Origin of the sequence: Salinibaculum rarum, from assembly GCF_030505615.1 — an archaeon.
Lineage (GTDB): Archaea > Halobacteriota > Halobacteria > Halobacteriales > Haloarculaceae > Salinibaculum > Salinibaculum rarum.
The window spans coordinates 2,451,918-2,467,805 of record NZ_CP129992.1; the positions used below are offsets into that span (position 1 = coordinate 2,451,918).

Annotated in this window: 13 protein-coding genes and 2 pseudogenes; 8 read left to right on the forward strand and 7 right to left on the reverse strand. The window is 59.8% G+C overall.

Features of this window, described 5'->3' with window-relative positions:
- Positions 1 to 23 precede the first annotated feature (23 nt).
- Positions 24 to 1,457 (forward strand): NAD(P)H-hydrate dehydratase, encoded by a 1,434-nt coding sequence (locus QYL91_RS12770; RefSeq protein ID WP_302080881.1) that lies wholly within the window; start codon positions 24 to 26, stop codon positions 1,455 to 1,457.
- Here QYL91_RS12770 and hflX read toward each other — a convergent pair whose 3' ends face one another.
- Positions 1,458 to 2,780: a GTPase HflX gene (gene hflX, locus QYL91_RS12775; RefSeq protein WP_302080882.1), complete on the reverse strand. Its 1,323-nt coding sequence runs from the start codon at positions 2,778 to 2,780 to the stop codon at positions 1,458 to 1,460.
- Positions 2,781 to 2,882: 102 nt separating this feature from the next.
- Between hflX and QYL91_RS12780 the strand changes: the two genes are divergently transcribed.
- Entirely contained in the window at positions 2,883 to 3,194 is a 312-nt protein-coding gene (locus QYL91_RS12780; protein ID WP_302080883.1) for an FUN14 domain-containing protein, read from the forward strand.
- 12 nt (positions 3,195 to 3,206) lie between these two features.
- On the opposite strand, the gene QYL91_RS12785 is transcribed toward QYL91_RS12780, so the two are convergent.
- The 3 genes from QYL91_RS12785 to QYL91_RS12795 form a co-directional block, all read right to left on the reverse strand.
- Positions 3,207 to 3,932, reverse strand: a complete 726-nt coding sequence (locus tag QYL91_RS12785) for a ribosome assembly factor SBDS (protein ID WP_302080884.1) — start codon at positions 3,930 to 3,932, stop codon at positions 3,207 to 3,209.
- A gap of 156 nt (positions 3,933 to 4,088) precedes the next feature.
- Positions 4,089 to 4,865, reverse strand: a complete 777-nt coding sequence (psmA, locus tag QYL91_RS12790) for an archaeal proteasome endopeptidase complex subunit alpha (RefSeq protein WP_302080885.1) — start codon at positions 4,863 to 4,865, stop codon at positions 4,089 to 4,091.
- A 2-nt stretch (positions 4,866 to 4,867) separates the two neighbouring features.
- Complete coding sequence (locus tag QYL91_RS12795; RefSeq protein ID WP_302080886.1) at positions 4,868 to 5,344, reverse strand: Rpp14/Pop5 family protein; 477 nt, start codon at positions 5,342 to 5,344, stop codon at positions 4,868 to 4,870.
- A 110-nt stretch (positions 5,345 to 5,454) separates the two neighbouring features.
- On the opposite strand from QYL91_RS12795, the gene QYL91_RS12800 reads away from it, so the two are divergent.
- A complete protein-coding gene (locus tag QYL91_RS12800) occupies positions 5,455 to 5,634 on the forward strand; it encodes an HEWD family protein (protein ID WP_302080887.1) in 180 nt (59 codons plus the stop codon).
- 55 nt (positions 5,635 to 5,689) lie between these two features.
- Positions 5,690 to 5,992 (forward strand): divalent-cation tolerance protein CutA, encoded by a 303-nt coding sequence (gene cutA / locus QYL91_RS12805; RefSeq protein WP_302080888.1) that lies wholly within the window; start codon positions 5,690 to 5,692, stop codon positions 5,990 to 5,992.
- 5 nt (positions 5,993 to 5,997) lie between these two features.
- On the opposite strand, the gene QYL91_RS12810 is transcribed toward cutA, so the two are convergent.
- Positions 5,998 to 6,981 (reverse strand): DUF368 domain-containing protein, encoded by a 984-nt coding sequence (locus QYL91_RS12810; protein WP_369685601.1) that lies wholly within the window; start codon positions 6,979 to 6,981, stop codon positions 5,998 to 6,000.
- Entirely contained in the window at positions 6,971 to 10,024 is a 3,054-nt protein-coding gene (locus tag QYL91_RS12815; RefSeq protein WP_302080889.1) for an oligosaccharyl transferase, archaeosortase A system-associated, read from the reverse strand. Before QYL91_RS12815 ends, QYL91_RS12810 begins: the two co-directional genes overlap by 11 nt.
- 143 nt (positions 10,025 to 10,167) lie before the next feature.
- Here QYL91_RS12815 and aglG point away from each other — a divergent pair, with 143 nt between their 5' ends.
- The 4 genes and pseudogenes from aglG to QYL91_RS12835 form a co-directional block, all read left to right on the forward strand.
- Positions 10,168 to 11,103, forward strand: coding sequence for a glucosyl-dolichyl phosphate glucuronosyltransferase (gene aglG, locus QYL91_RS12820; protein ID WP_302080890.1), 936 nt, complete (start codon positions 10,168 to 10,170; stop codon positions 11,101 to 11,103).
- Positions 11,104 to 11,107: 4 nt separating this feature from the next.
- Positions 11,108 to 12,256, forward strand: coding sequence for a glycosyltransferase family 4 protein (locus QYL91_RS12825; RefSeq protein WP_302080891.1), 1,149 nt, complete (start codon positions 11,108 to 11,110; stop codon positions 12,254 to 12,256).
- A gap of 257 nt (positions 12,257 to 12,513) precedes the next feature.
- Positions 12,514 to 13,897: pseudogene (tnpC, locus tag QYL91_RS12830) on the forward strand (IS66 family transposase).
- Positions 13,898 to 14,220: 323 nt separating this feature from the next.
- Positions 14,221 to 14,844: pseudogene (locus QYL91_RS12835) on the forward strand (IS630 family transposase); the annotation flags it as partial.
- A 21-nt stretch (positions 14,845 to 14,865) separates the two neighbouring features.
- On the opposite strand, the gene QYL91_RS12840 reads toward QYL91_RS12835, so the two are convergent.
- A complete protein-coding gene (locus QYL91_RS12840) occupies positions 14,866 to 15,858 on the reverse strand; it encodes a transposase (protein WP_302080892.1) in 993 nt (330 codons plus the stop codon).
- Between the last annotated feature and the right edge of the window lie 30 nt (positions 15,859 to 15,888).

The window sequence follows — 15,888 nt, forward strand, 5'->3', positions numbered from 1 at the left end:
CCCCGCCGGTCGTACGCCCGACCATGATTACCGGTTCGGAGATGGCCGTCGTCGACGAGAACGCGGCCGCACTCGGTGTGCCACGCAAGCAGTTGATGGAGTCGAGCGGCAACGCGATTGCCCGCGTCGTTCGCGACCTCGCTGCCCCCGGTGACAAGATTACCATCGTCTGTGGCCGAGGGAACAACGGCGGCGACGCCGCAGTCGCTGCCCGCTTTCTCGACGAGTTCGACCTCAGTATCTGCCTGCTCGGCCGCGCAGAGACCATCACCACCGACATCGCTCGGGAGAACTGGGCTGCGCTCCAGGAAGCCGACTACGACACAAGGGAGGTCCGGGACTCGACGGCCGTCGACCTCGCGGACCCGGACCTAATCGTCGACGCGATGCTCGGAACCGGCATCGCCGGAGAGCTTCGAGAGCCAGCAGCCACCGCGGCCGCTGCGATGAACGGCGCCGACGCGACGGTCCTCTCTGTCGACGTTCCCTCCGGCTTGGACGCCGACGCCGCGACGCTCACGGACAACGCCGTCTCGCCGGACCACGTCGTCACGTTCCACGACACCAAACCCGGCCTGGCCGACCTCGCGGCGGACGTGACAGTCGCCGAAATCGGCATCCCGGCCGCCGCCGAGACGTTCGTCGAGCGGGGAGACCTACAGCGGCTCTCCCGGGACCCGACCAGTCACAAGGGCGACCACGGCGAAGTACTGGTCGTCGGTGGCGGCCCCTACACCGGTGCGCCCGCACTCGCCGGGCAGGCGGCGCTCCGTGCCGGTGCCGACCTGGTTCGGGTGAGCAGTCCGACGGCCGTCGCCCACGAGATACAGGGCTACTGCGAGGACCTCATCGTCCGCCCGATGGAAGGGCGAACCCTCGAGACGAGCCACGTCAGCCCCATAACGGAACTCGCCAACGAACAGGACGCGCTCGTCTTCGGTCCGGGCCTGGGTGACGACCCCGAGACGCTCAAGGCGGCCAGAGCAATCCTCGAAAGATACGATGGCACTGCTGTCGTCGACGCCGACGCCCTCGCTGTCGTCCCGGACGTCGAGACCGACGCAGACCTCATCTGTACCCCCCACCAGGGCGAACTGGAAAAGATGGGCGGAGAGACCGCCGCCGACTGGCGCGAACGCTCCGAACTAGTCGAGGACTTTGCCGCTGAAGTGGGCCACACGCTGCTCGTGAAAGGGCACTACGACATCGTCTCCGATGGGGACCGAACCCGCGTCAGTCGCACCGGCAACCCGGGCATGACGGTGGGCGGAACCGGCGACGTGCTCGCTGGCGTCACCGGGGCGCTCGCTGCGACACAGGACCCACTGGACGCGGCTGCGCTCGCGGCCTTCGTCAACGGGCGTGCAGGCGATATCGTCTACGAACAGTCCGGGAACGGACTCGTCGCGAGTGACCTCCTCGATGCGATTCCAGCGGCGATGCAAAACGACCGGTAGTCAGGCAGAGGCTTCGGTTTCGACCAGGTCGCTCGCTTTGGCCCGTGACTGCTCGACGATGGCGGGGCGGGCCTCGAACTCGATGACGACCTGGTCGCCGTAGTCGACGGAGTCGACGTTCGCGTTGTCGTGAATCCAGGAGACGACGCTCATCGTCTCGTCGTTCATCGGCAGGACGAGTCGCTCCTGGACGAAATCTGGCAGTTCGGCGTGGACCCGCTCGCGGAGGTGGTCGAGATTTTCGCCGGTCCGTGCGCTGACCGCGACCGGGTCCGGCGCGAGCGCAGAGAGTGCCTCCCGTTTGCGCGCCAGTTCGTCTTCGTCGACGCTGTCTATCTTGTTGAGGACGGTGACGATTGGCGCCTCGTTGCGCTCGTAGAGCGTGTCGTGAGAGGTGACCAGTTTCTCGCGTATCTCCTCGACGGGTTCGCTGACGTCGACGACGAGCAAGACCAGGTCGGCCCGATAGACGGCATCAAGCGTGGACTTGAACGACTCGACCAGCCAGTGTGGGAGGTCGGAAATGAACCCGACAGTGTCGGTCAGGAGGACGTCTCGGGCATCGATGTCTGCCCGACGGGTCGTCGTTCCCAGCGTCGTGAACAGTCGGTCCTCGGATTCGGCGGTCGAGTCGAGGTCCGGATGGAGGTCGTCGTTCTCGTCGACGTCAAGGTCGGCGGCGAGTTGCCGCAACAGCGTCGACTTGCCGGCGTTCGTGTAGCCAGCCATCGCCACGAGGTCGAAGCCGGATTCGCGGCGCTGCTCGCGGCGGTGCTGTTCTGTCTGCTCGATTGTCTCCAGTTCGTCCCGGATGCGAGCGATGCGTGCCTTGATGTCCCACTCGCGGCTCTCGTCGTACTCGCCAAGCCCCATGAAGCCGGGACGTTCGTCGCGTTTGGCGAGGCTCGCTTTCGCCTCGGCACGCGGCAGTTCGTAGCGCAGTTCCGCAAGTTCGACCTGGAGCTGTGCCTTCTTGGTCTGGGCACGCTGGCCGAAAATCTCCAAAATTAGCCGGAACCGGTCCAGAATGCGCACGTCCTCGGGGAGCTTGTTCCCCACGTTGAACGTCTGGTAGGGGCCAAGTTGATTGTCGAAGACAACGACCTTCGCGTCGGTCTGTCGCACGAGCGTCGCCAGCGTCTCGACTTTTCCCTCCCCCATGTGGAAGGCGGGGTCCTCGGTCCGGGTCTGGGTCACCGTCTCGACGGGGCTGTACCCGGCAGCATGTGCGAGGTCGACGATTTCGGTCGTGTCCGCCTCGCCACTGTCGACGCGCTTGGCGATGACCGCCCGCTCGGTGGTAGTGGTGTCTCGCTCCGTCACTTACACCGTTGTACGTCGCCCCGATATTTAAATCCGGGCTCGAAGGTATCCCCGACCACCGCGGGCACAAAGCTCTTACCCCCGCGCAGTCAGGTGGTACACATGGCAATAGACATTCCGGGGCTAGGGTTGCAGATGGGCGGGAGCGCACTCATCGGCGCCATCATCGGCTTCACCGCGAAGAAAGTGGCAAAGATAATCGCTATCATCGTCGGTCTCGAGCTCGTGCTGTTCAAGTTCCTCGAATCGCGCGGCATCCTCCAGGTCAACTGGGAGGAACTCGGCGGGGTCTTCGAGGGACTTGCCACCGACGCAAGCGCACAGACACAGACACTCGTCGAGACATTCATCTCGACGGCGGGTATCGGCGCCGGCTTTGCCGGCGGTTTTGCCATCGGCTTCAAGCGAGCCTAAGTCACTTTTTCCCTATCGGGTGTCGAGGTCGTCTTCGTCTTTGACCATCTGTGTCTCTGCTTCCCCATTGGATAGTTCGTTGACGAGGTCGTAGAAGTCGTTTTGCAGGCCGGCCGGGAACTCGACGACGCCAATCCAGGAGCCGTCGGGTTGCCACTCCTCGCGTTCTAAGTCGCCGAACTGCCGAATCTGGGCCTGCGCGCTGCCGGCGTGGTCGGCGGGGACGTGTGCAGCGACGGTGACCGTATCGAAGCGAATCGGGATGACCGGTCGGAGTTTGTCGAGCGCCTCGTCGACCTGGTTTTCGACTGGCTCCATCGGGTCGATACGAAAGTCAGTCTCCTCGAGTGCGCTCTCGATGCGCTCGGGTGGATGGGGCGCATCGTCCATCTGCGGGTTGACCGCGTTGCGCGTGATGCGGTTGATGAGTTGTTTGCGCTTCTGTTCTTGCATCTCGCGGCGCTGCTCTGCGGTAATCTGAATCTCGCCCCGTTTGATTACCTCCGGGATGATTTCCATCGGGTCTGTCGTCTCGAAGACCTCTTCGAGCGCGCTCTCGGCAGGGCGGTCCCCGCGCGCAGCGTCCTCGAAGACGTCCTCTGCAGCGATGACCTCTTCGAGGTCACCGTCGAACTCGTCGCGTTTGATTTCCAGCGCAGCATCCGGGTCGACCAGTACCTCGAACCGTTCCCCGTGTGATTCGAGGCGCGCCGTCACCGCCTCGTCAAGCGATATCATACATCGACCTTATCTGGCCCGATTTAAAGGTGTTTCCGAATCGTAGACCACCGCGCTGTGCCAGACTGTCGTACCTCACACGGTGTTGTAAATGGCTGTCACTGCCCGGCGGACGCACTACAGCGTCAGAACCTGCAAAACGAGTGACGGCGCTGGTTATTCTTCGTCAGCGTCGTCGGCGTCAGCGTCCTCTTCTTCTTCCGGCGCCAGCAGTTCGAACTCTTCGAGGTAGTCCTCGCGTTCGTCCTCGCTCAGTTCGTGGAACGTCTCGGTTTCTTTATCGATTGTCGCGACGCCGATACCTTCCGGATGGAGTTCGTCGTCGTTGACGGAGGCCAGCGATTCGAGCGCCAGACGGATGCCGTCGTCGAGACTCAGGTCCTCGGCGTAGTTCTCTTCTAAGTACTCCCGGATGTCCCCGCGGTCGGCGCCGACGGCGAGTGCCTTCCACTCGTAGGGCGTTCCCGACGGGTCTGTCTCGTAGAGTTTGGGTTCGCCGTCAGCGATGCCGGCGATGATGAGCGCGACACCGAAGGGACGTGCGCCACCGACCTGCGTGTACTGCTGGATGTAGTCGGTGACTTCCTTGGTCAGCGTCTCGACGCCGATGGGTTCGCCGTAGCGGAGTTCGTTGACCTGCGCCTGGCGGCGAGCAAAGTCGATGAGCTGGCGAGCGTCGGCGACGTGGCCGGCACTGGCGATGCCGATGTGGTCGTCGGCTTTGTGAATCTTCTCGACGCTGTCCCGTTCCATCAGCGGCGAACGGATGCGCTTGTCGACGACGAGAACGACGCCCTCGGGTGTTCGAACGCCGATACTCGCGGTCCCGCGCTTGACGGCCTCGCGGGCGTACTCGACCTGATAGAGGCGTCCGTCCGGGGAGAAGATGGTAATCCCGCGGTCGTAGGCCTGCTGTTGGTTTTGTCCCTGCATAGTTAGATATCGAGCGTCGTCGCGCCCGCGAACGCCTCGTCGGTCGCCACGTCGACGCGCGAGTGCCCGACGTGAGCAGTCCGCTCGGCGTTACGAAACACGACGTCTCTCTTCTCTGGGCCTTCCGGTCGGCGCCCCATATACTTTTCTTCACAGGCCCGCACCGTCCCGCTGACGCCGCGGACACGAACCCCGACCTCGGCCCCATCGACTCGGTTCAGACTCGCCAGGACGGCCCGAGCCCTGTCGACCTCACCGCGGCGCGCCCTGAGGATGGCGCTCCCCCACCCATCCGCAAACGAGTAGGAGAGCAGCGTCAGGTCGATGGCTGCGCTCCCGACGTCACCGACCAGATTCTGTGCAGCGTACCAGAGCTGTCGCTGGAAGGTTCCACGGTCGATGTCGGCGTCCGGCCAGGATTCGATGCCGACGGCGAGATACCGCCATCGCGGCCGGAGATGCTTCGGGAGGTGTTTCACACTGCCGTGTTGGCTCGCCGCCAGTATCAACCACACGCTCTGGACAGAGCGAGTGACTCATCGCCGGGCGTGCCGAGAATTTCAAGTCCCCGGGTAGCCAACAGTCCCCTATGTCAGAAGTCGTCCCACCGGAGGAACGCGTCTGCGAGCGATGCGGTCGGATGGACGTCTGGAGTGAGCGCGAACAGAAGTGGGTCGTCGCCGAGTCCGACGGCGAACCACAGCACGGACAGCCACACTGTCTCCACGAGTGGGACATCAACGGCGCGTACAACCCCTTCTCGAAGTAAGCCAGCTCCCGGCCGCCGACAGAACGCTGATACACTCATAAAACGACGCTCACGCATGGTCACTCTTTACGTCACGGCCCCGGAATCAGCCGCCGACGACATCGCCCGAACCATCGTCGACGAGCGATTGGCCGCCTGTGTCAACGCAGTCCCGTGTGAGTCGACGTATCGCTGGGACGGCGCCGTCCACGAAGACAGCGAAGTCATCCTTCTGGTGAAAACGACCAGCGACGCTGTCGACCGCCTCACCGACCGTCTCGAAAGCCTCCATCCCTACGACGTGCCCTGCATCGAGCGCTTCGATGAAGACGATGTCCTCCCAGCGTTTGCCGACTGGCGTGCAAAAAGCGTCGAGTAAGAGCCTCAGGCGGCGACAGTCGAGAGGTCCTCGGTGTAGTAATCCAACAGGAGGACAGCGATAGCACCGACCAGCGCAGTCCCGAGTACTGTCGTCACGTCTGCGACCGCCGTGACCTCGACCCCGCCGAGAACTTCGGCGGCCGGGAGTCGGAGTGAGCCGACCATCAGGCTGACCAGGAACGCGATGGTCGCTTCACGGTATTCTTCGAGCGCGCGATTGACCGCGTGAGCGACGGTGAACAGGCCGATTACAGCACCACTGCCGAAGGTGACAACGACACCGACGTTCGCGAGGAGGTCATCGGCACCGAACGCCAGCAAGCCGTCGACCAGGTCGGTCAACACCCCCGTCAGGTACTCGTACTGTCCGAGAAGGATGAGCAAAAAGGCACCCGAGATACCAGGTAAAACCATCGCGGAGATTGCGACCGCACCAGCGACGAAGATGAGTGGGAGTGCGTGCCCGAGGCCGGCCCCGTTCGAGATTCCACTCACCAGAAAGGCAAAGACGAATCCCACGATGGCCGCGCCGATCTGCAGTGGCGTCTCCAGAGAGAGCTGGTCGTAGAGCACGACCGCAGAGGCCGCAATCAATCCGAAAAAGAAGGCGAACGTCTGCGGGCGCGCCATCGTCAACGCACCGTGAACGATTCGTGAGACGGTCACGATAGACGTTGCCACGCCAAGTCCCAGTACGACCAGAAAGTACGCGTCCATCCGGCGAAGGTCGGAAAGGACCTCTTGTCGCCCGTCGGCGCTGTCGAGTTCGGGCACCTTTCTGAGCAACCGGGGGTCGAGCGCGGTCAGCGCGTCGATGAGTCGCTCGTAGATACCCGCAATCAGCGCAATCGTGCCGCCGGAGACACCCGGAACGGAGTCTGCAGCACCCATCGCGAGCCCTTTGAGATAGACTGTGAGCCACGCGCGCACGCCGGTCGTCGCGTGCATCGCCGGCGTCTCCTCGTCGGCTGTCGTATCAGTCGGCACGGATTGTGGTGGGTGCGGTGTCGGTAGTCAGTGATTGCTGTGCGCTCCCACCGGACGTGGTATTCGTGTCGTCGGTCGTCTCACCGTCGTCAGTCGACCCGTCAGTCGACCCGTCGGTCGTGTCGCCGTCAGTCCCGTCTGAACCGTCATCGCCACCGAAGTCGATTTCCTGGGACTGTTCTTCCAGCGTCACCTCGACTGGCGACCCGTCTTCGCTCACGACTGCCGACTCGGAGACGTTGACAGTGCCGGTGTACTGGGTGACGGTCCCGTTTTCGAAGGTCGGTGACGACGCAATCTGGTAGGGCCCCGTCGCACGGACGCTCGTGTTCGTGTGCCCGTCCTCGAGTCCAACATCATCGTAGCCCGTGCTCGCGTACGGCACCGTCGCAGTGAAGCTTCCGTCCTCGTCGGTAGTCACCTGCTGACTGTAGTCGAACGTCTCACCGTTGGCGGGGTCGAGTTCGACCTGCAGGCGGATGGTGCTGTTCGGTGCTGCACCGTCCCCTTCGATGGTCGCCCCTGGCACGCGTTCGAACGTCTTGACCCACGACGGCGTGTTCGGGTACAGCCCGTCGATTGCGGCGTTCCGGACGTCTTGCTGTGTCGCGTTCGGCGAGATACCCAGCGAGCCGAGGAAGCCAGGCGTGTTCGCATCACGGGTGAATACCTGCGAGAGGCCGCCCTGGAGCCCACTGAACTCGCTCATGTGGACGAGTCGGTAGTGTTCCAGAGCCGGGACGCGCTCCTGTGGATACGGCCCGAAGCCGCCGATCTGTGCGTCCGTATCGTTCTCGACGAACGCCTTCGCCTCCTGCATGCTCTGGAAGCGCTTTATCGGTTGTCCGTCAGATGGCGGACTCACGACTGTATCGCCGTTGCGGAGTCGCTGTTCCCCGCCCTGCCAGTCGAGCACCCACGGCTGAGGCTCCATGGAACTGCCGTGGTAGCGGTACAGCCGAACTGCCATCGAATCGTAGTACGCCTGCTTTTGGCGGATGACGTCTGTCCCTTGAAGGAGTCCATTCTGCTGGAGACTCTCTAGCGACGCGACACGGGTGTAGAAGTCCGACCGTGTCGTGTTGGGGTTGAACCGAATCGGCGCGAAGTACTTCCCACCAACCTGTGTCTCCGTCTCGACCATCTTCCAGTCGACCATGACATAACGCGTCTGGGCGTCGTCCTCGTCGATGTCCTCAAGCACCTGCTCGCTCCGGCTTTCGTTCTGTGCCGTCAGGAAATTAGCGGCTTTTGTGGCCTGTTGCTGGAACGGGTTGGCGACAGGTATGTTCTCACCTTCGACTGTAATCCAGTGGCCGTAGTCCCACCACGACATCACGCCGTAGGACCCCTCCGGATAGTCGTAGTCGTCGGTGCGAGCGTTCGTCCCGTAGTACTCCATGACCTCACCGTCGGGGTTTGCGTACTGTCCCTGCGCTGGCGTGTTCTCTGCCATCCAGTCGAGTCCGTCCGACCAGCCGACGATACCGGCACCGGGATTTTGCGCGCGGTCGGAGCTCTCCATCGCCTGTACGCTCACGCTCGCACCAGCACCGAAGAACATCGGCGCGAGCACGATGAGAATGACCGAGACGACGGCCATCACCTGATACGGCTCGACCTTCGAGATATCCTCGACACGAGGGATAAATCGCATCACTTCACCGACCGCGACTGCAGTCAGTGCCGCGACGGGCACGGCAAGGTAGTATCCGAAACGCGCCTGCGTGAACGTCGCAGCAATTATGAAGACGAACCAGATGGCGACGAGCAAGCGCTCACCGGACGGGTCTGTGGCCGTGAACTGTCTTGCGAGCACGAGGCCGACGCCACCGATAGCAGCGAACAGAGCCAGCCTGTAGTACGAATACAGCGTGTAGGGGTCGGAAAGGGGCTGGGCTTCACCGACCGTCTGGGCCGTCGGCGACGTCTGGAAGCCAATGACTCGCAGAACTTGGTCAACGAAATATCCAAAGAGGTCAGGCAAGACGACTGCCATGAAGCCGGCTCCAACCAGGAGGATACCGGCGACAGCTCCGGGATAACCGATCTTCGACAGCTCTCGGGCCTCCCACTGTCGGAACAGCCAGGACATGAACACACAGCCAAAGGCGACAGCAAAGGCCAGTCCAGGCTGGAGAGCGGAGCGTGCTGTTGCGCTTATCTCAAGTGTTGCAATGGAGGGAAGTTGTAACAATCCAGCCACGACCATCGAGATGACACCCGCGAACGCCGTGTGTTCTGGACTCTGGCCGCGGACCACCTGTGCAGAGAGGTGGATAAGGAAGAACACTCCAAGAATACCCAGCAGCAGGACACCCGGTGGCCACGTCCAAAGATACATCGCGACAGCCACACCGGCGAGTACCGAGTAGCCAAGCGGCCGGCGGAGCGCGTCAAAGTCTCGTTCAAGTAGGAGTTCGTAAACTGGTTTCTCCTTTTGTGTAACCGAGAGGGCGACCATCACCGCGAGCACCGCCAGAGCCATAAACAGTGCTTCGGCAACTTGGTGGTCCGAGAAGCCCGCGACAGATAGCGAAAGTAGCCTGTCAGGCGCAAAGGCGATAATTGAGGCAGCCAGAACGCCAGCGAAGCGGCCACCAAGCCGGCGGCCGACGAAATACGCCGGGATGAGAACGAGTGTCCCGAACAGAGCTGGCGAGATGAGGACGACTCGACGGACCAGTTCTTCACTCGGACTCCCGAGACCGATGACCAACGCCATCGCCGCCATCAGCTGGTCGAAGAACGTGCCAAACTGAGACGGCGCAGTCCCGATGGGGAACTGTGTCCACACTTCGAACGGCATCGTCTCCGGGAAGTTGTTGACCGTGTACTGCGTCGACCGGTAGTGATACCAGGCGTCGTTTCCACGAAAGAGAATCGTTCCATCGACGAGGTATCTTCCCCAGTTTCGCGCGCGATTCCAAAACGCGAAGACGAGCAGAAAGGCGACTACGACGTAGTGGTAGTACTGGCCGAGCAACGCCGTGAAAGCGCCGGTGCCAGATTCGCCTTTGACCTGTTCGCGCCAGTTACTCATTACGCGTGCAGAATCCCAGTGCGCGCATAAGCCTTATGTATTCAGTTGAAATAGACTCTACTCGACCACCGCCCAGCGGTACGATTTTCTCGGTTTGACAGACAACAGTAACGCCTATTGGCCGGGGTCATCCATCACACAATGTGCGCGTTTCAGTCGTCGTCTGCGAACACTCGATGGACCGATACGAAGACTTTCGAGAGGCAGTCGAGAGTTTGCTCGGACAGACCTACGACGACACCGAAATCGTTCTCGTCAGCGACGGCAACGAGACCGTTTGTGAGCATATACGCGACGACTATGGTGGCGTTGAGAGTATTATTGTTCACTGCCTCGACGAAAACGTCGGATTGCTCGCTGCTCGCAACGCTGGCGCAGAGGCTGCAAGCGGTGATGTAGTAGCTTTCATGGACGACGACGCTATTGCCGACGAAGAGTGGGTCGCCCAACTAGTGGAGGTCTACGAAACCAAGGACGTGCCTGCGGCCGGCGGAAAAATGACGCCAGCGTGGGTGGCTGGAAAGCCCGATTTCCTCCCGGAAGAGTTCTACTGGCTCGTCGGTGTCACGCACCGCGGATTCGGTCCTGACGGTGACCCGGAACTGCCTGGTGAGGTTCGCAATACGTTCGGGTCGAACATCTCCTTTCGACGGGAGGTGTTTCTTGACCTCGATGGGTTTGACGCCGATATTGGGGGCCGGCAGGGTGATGCCAATTTACAGGGGGGAGAGACAGAGTTATGTGCGCGGCTTCGAGAAACGTACGATCAAGGAGTCTACTACAATCCCCAAGCAGAAGTCGCACACAAGGTGTTCGACTATCGCACGTCACCACGATGGCTAATTGACCGCGCGTTCTGGCAGGGATACTCGAAACGAGGAATGGAGGAGTTTGTTCCCCAGTCGAGCGCCGAGGAATCCGATTTTCTCAGTGCTCTCCTGTTCTCTTTCGTCCCTGCCCGGATCAGTCGTTTGGGCAGTTCACCATCACGGACTGGTTTCCTCCAGATCCTCTTTCTATCCGTTCTGACCGGTTGTGTCGGACTTGGGTATCTGTATGGCGTCTATGTCTGGAGGTAGCTGGATGACAGAAACTGAACTTCCCAACGTCTGCGTTGTTACGCATCCACTTGCTGCCGCTGGGGAGAACGCAACTCGAAGTCTGCTCGATATCCTCGCAGCGATTACAAGCGTGTCGCTGGTAACGGCAAATCTGCCAGCAGATTCTGAGATACGGGACCGTCATGAATTCATCGAACTAACAAAAAAAGGAGCTGGTGATTCAGTCGTTGTTGCCGCTGGACGGTTCCTCCTGAACCAACTACGGATGTGTCGGGTGCTGGCAACACGCGACGAAGAAGTTGTGATATTCTACGGTGCGACATCGTATCTGCTCCCGATTCTCGCTGCTCGGTTGCTTGGGAAGACCGTTCTGGTCGAACCACGTGGTGATGTCCCGCTCACGCTCCAACTCAATTGGGAACAACAAATGCCGTCATTGATCGCACGTGGGCTCGCCTCCGCAGTACGCCTACTCGAACGAGCTGGCTTCGCCGCTGCCAGTGGTGTTATTACCTATACACCAGAGATGGCGCGGGAACTCGGGATAGACCCAACAGAAACAGATGTCTATCCTTCCGGCGCTCGCTACGTCCGCACGGAGCAGTTTGCTGTCGAGAAACCCTACGAAGAGCGCGACCGCGCCGTCGGCTTCCTCGGTCGGCTTGACGAAGAAAAAGGGATCAGAGAGTTGGCGGCAGTGGCGAAGCGATTGCCAGAAAACGTGACGTTCCGGTTTATCGGGGACGGTGATTTGCGGGCGTGGCTAGAATCAGAACTAAACTCCGAACTTGACGCAGGCCGTGTTGAACTCACGGGCTGGGTTACCCATGACGAAGTACCTGCTCAACTGAACAACCTCGCACTGTTAGTATTACCCTCCCAACCGACAGAGGGACTGCCGACAACGATTCTTGAGGCACTAGCCTGCGGAACACCAGTCTGTGCCTCCCCCGTCTCAGGCGTTCCAGATGTCGTTCGAGACGGTGAAACTGGCTTTCTTGTCGAATCACGTGATCCAGCGGCACTGAGTCGCCAGATTACAGCTATTTTATCTCGAGATGACCTTGCAGAGATTAGTTCAGCTGGACGCGAATTGGTTGAACAAGAGTATAGTTTTGATTCCGCATGTGGGCGGTATCGACGAATTTTATCCGCATTTCCAAGAAGTTAACTCAAGTCCAGTTGGCAGATGAAAATATATTACTCATAGATTCAATGTACGTGTTTAGCCCCGATGAATTTCGCCACTATCTCGTAACAGGCGACCAATCGGGGCGATATGTACCCTCAACAAGGGCTAATTGAATTTCTCCAGGGATGGTCTCCGCTCGGAGACCATCCCGGTAGCCCTGCTGAGGTAACGCTGAGGTGGTCATAGTGGATTGGGATGACCTCAGCAAAGACGAACTTCTCTCACGGTTTCTCCAGATGGAAGAGCGAATTGACGAGCTGGAGGAGAAACTTGAGCAAAAGGACGAACGAATCGAAGAGCAGCAAGAGCGAATCGAAGAACTCGAAACACGCCTTCGCAAATACGAGAATCCACATACACCACCGAGTAAGCGACGGTCGGGGACTGACGAGTCCCCGACCTCGCAAGACGACGAAGACGACGATGTCAGAACTGATGGCGGCACTCCCGGACGAAAGGACGGTCACGACCCGGAGTGGCGCTCTACAGCTGATCCAGACGAAGAAGTTGAGGTCACCTGTGACTGTTGTCCAGAGTGTGGCCAACACTTCGACGAGTCGGTGGGCGTCAGCCCCCGACTCGTCGAGGAGATTCCGGACCCACAGCCACCAGAAGTCACGCAATACAACCGCCACTGCTACCAGTGCGACTCCTGTGGGACTGAGACAGTCGCTACACACCCCGACTGCCCCGATGAGGGGCAGTTCGGGGTGAACGTTATCGCCCAATCAGCACTGTCGAGGTATGATTATCGCTTCCCCTATCGGAAGATTGCAGACCGTTTCGACCAGTTGCATGGACTGGAGTTGTCGGGCGCGTCCGCATGGCACGCGACCGAGCGCGCTGCGCGCGCCGGTCGCTGTGAATACAACCAGATTCGCCGTCAGATCCAGCAGGCTGACGTTGTTCATGTCGATGAGACAGGAATCAAGCGTGACGGCGAGCAGGCCTGGATCTGGACGTTCACCACCGAGAGCCACACGCTGTACGCAGTTAGAGAGTCGTGGGAGCGATGTTCCCGCGGAAGTCCTCGGCGAGGACTTCGCGGGAACGGTCATCTGTGATGGATGGACGGCCTATCCAGCCTTCAGCGACAACTTACAGCGGTGTTGGGCACATATTCTGCGAGAGGCTGAAGATGTCGCTGAGAAGCAGCCAGAAGGCAAACCGATCTACGACTCTCTCAAGCAGTTGTACGTCGCTCTCCAGACTCGGCTGGAGAGCGACTTGACCATTCGTGAGCGAGCTGAACTACAGCGCGTAGCACGTAGAGAGGTTGAGTCGTTGATTGAGCGGTCAGTTCCCGACGGACCAGTGGCAACACTGCTCGGAAAGATAGAAGGTGGCCTCGACCACTGGCTCACCTTCGTCGGTGAGCCAGCGGTCTCTCCGACAAACAACGCCGCCGAAAACGCGCTCCGTGAACCGGTGGTCCTACGGAAACTTATCGGAACGCTCCGGAACGATCGCGGAATGTTCGTTCATGAGACGCTGCTGTCCCTGCTGGCGACGTGGCGCCAGCAGGGACGCAATCCCTACGACGAACTCAAGCGAGTTTCCCGAGACAACGAGATGATTTCACGGACTCAGGCTGTGCCGGCCGTTGAATCCTCGGGGTAAACACGTACGATTCAATAAAATCTGAATGATCTGCTAAATCCTATCAGCGCTATCCAAATGAGGTGTGATTGCGGAAATGACGCGAAGACTTCTCTCAGAGTCGGTACTTCCCAACCAGCGTAATCAGCTGAATTGAATCGCCGAATTAACCACGGGAAAGTGTCTGGATCTGGATGTGTTTACCATACCCGATCCAGACGGGTTCCTTTCGGCGTCGGATGTCAAAGACGTAGCGGAAGAGGTCATTACCGCCCTGCCCTTGCCGGGTGTCGAGGGGATAATGAGTGACCGAAGTTATGGGCATAGCATGAGATTGGAAGGTTATGGGTGGAGATCGCCGGATAGAGATTGTTCGGCATTTGGATGAAGAGGAATTGGATCGTCTGCTGGACGAAGCAGACGATCCAAAGGTTACGAAGCGGCTCACATTTGTCAAGCGTCTCTACAAGGGAGCAAATTTGGAAGACGCAGCTGACGATGTTGGCAAGTCCGCTTCGACAGGAAGTCGCTGGGCGCGCCGCTGGAATGAAGGCGGACTTGGACTACTCACGCCGAACTTCGGGGCCGGTAGGCCCCCGAAGCTCGGCGAAGAGCAACAAGAGCAGTTGCTTGAGATGCTTCGCGAGGATCAACCGTGGAAAGCACAGGAAATACACCACCTCATTGACGAAGAGTTCGGCGTTCAGTACCACCCTGATTATCTCCATCGCTTCCTCCGTGATCTTGGCTTATCGTACGCAAAACCACGTCCACAGCGCCCTTCTCAGCCGGAGAACTCCGAGGAAATCCTCGAAGAACGCGTCGGAGACGCGTTCGACGAGGATGATCAGACACCACACAACAAGCACCCGGATGACGATGACGAAGGCTGGGTCCTCGACGACGATGTTTGTACAGATGGTGGCACAGTTGTCGGTTTTTGTGATGCGTCGCATCCACAACCCTACGGCGGGCGTGCAGAAGAGTTCTCATAGCTCAACGATCGGACTTGCGATGTCACCTCCTCGTTCATGGTTAGCGATGACGACAGCCAAACGAAGACAGAGAGCGACGAAGACGTGAGTTTTTGCCCGTTCTCGGCCTCGGACTTGCGGAGTCCCGAGGCCGAGATCCTTGCACACGCCGATTGCTGTTTCGACCTGTGACCGGTTATCGTAGGTGTCGTCAAGCTGCTTTTCCCAGACGCGGACAGTGTCGCTATGTTCCTTGATTCGTTTCTGGATGCGGTACTCGATATCTGGTGGATCATTTGTGTTCCGTGGATTGTACGGAACCACTGGCACGACGCCTGCTTCAATCAGGTCGTCGTGCCAGTCCAACATGTCGAACTCTGCGTCACCAACGAACGTGACTGGCTTTTTGACGGCGAGCGCATCCTGTGTGATGCGCCTCGCCGTCGCCTTGTCCACAGATTTCTCATCTGTGAACTCTGCGGCAATCGGGATGTTGTTGTCGGTCGTCACCAGACAGCAACCGTAGCCGTAGTAAGTCTCCTCAGCTGTACTGTCGTAGTTCCACGAGGCATCCTCGTCCGGGCGAGGCGCCCGGACATCGGTGCCGTCAATCCGAAAGCAAGAACCCAGTTCAACTCGGACGAGCACTTGCTGGAGAATTCGTGAGAAGACTTCCTCAACGACACCAGAGAGCTCGTCGATAAACCGGCCAATCGTCCGCCGTGACGGCGGTCGCTCGAACTCGCAGACACGCCAGACATCATCGTTGGCGAGTTCTTGAGCCATCGCTTCTGGTTCGTAGATTCTGTTGTAGAAGCAGTGAAGCAATCCTCGGAACAGTTCAGGTGGATGGAACTCCCGCGTTCGCCCCCGCGGATCGGGGGCGAACACGGGGAATTCATAGAGAAACTGGAGATCAAGATGTTCGAATAGTACTGTTGTCTCGGTTTCCAGTGATTTCAAGACCTCTGTGATCGTATCTTGGTGTGGCAGGGTAGTGGTTGACACATCTCACTGTCCCTGCCTCATCTCCGAGAG

Excerpts from the sequence above, each read along its gene's own strand:
- QYL91_RS12785 (WP_302080884.1), bottom strand. The coding sequence starts at position 3,932 with ATGATATCGCTTGACGAGGCGGTGACGGCGCGCCTCGAATCACACGGG.
- QYL91_RS12815 (WP_302080889.1), bottom strand. The coding sequence starts at position 10,024 with ATGAGTAACTGGCGCGAACAGGTCAAAGGCGAATCTGGCACCGGCGCT.
- QYL91_RS12825 (WP_302080891.1), top strand. The coding sequence starts at position 11,108 with ATGACAGAAACTGAACTTCCCAACGTCTGCGTTGTTACGCATCCACTT.
- psmA (WP_302080885.1), bottom strand. The coding sequence starts at position 4,865 with ATGCAGGGACAAAACCAACAGCAGGCCTACGACCGCGGGATTACCATC.
- QYL91_RS12770 (WP_302080881.1), top strand. The coding sequence starts at position 24 with ATGATTACCGGTTCGGAGATGGCCGTCGTCGACGAGAACGCGGCCGCA.
- QYL91_RS12800 (WP_302080887.1), top strand. The coding sequence starts at position 5,455 with ATGTCAGAAGTCGTCCCACCGGAGGAACGCGTCTGCGAGCGATGCGGT.
- cutA (WP_302080888.1), top strand. The coding sequence starts at position 5,690 with ATGGTCACTCTTTACGTCACGGCCCCGGAATCAGCCGCCGACGACATC.
- QYL91_RS12780 (WP_302080883.1), top strand. The coding sequence starts at position 2,883 with ATGGCAATAGACATTCCGGGGCTAGGGTTGCAGATGGGCGGGAGCGCA.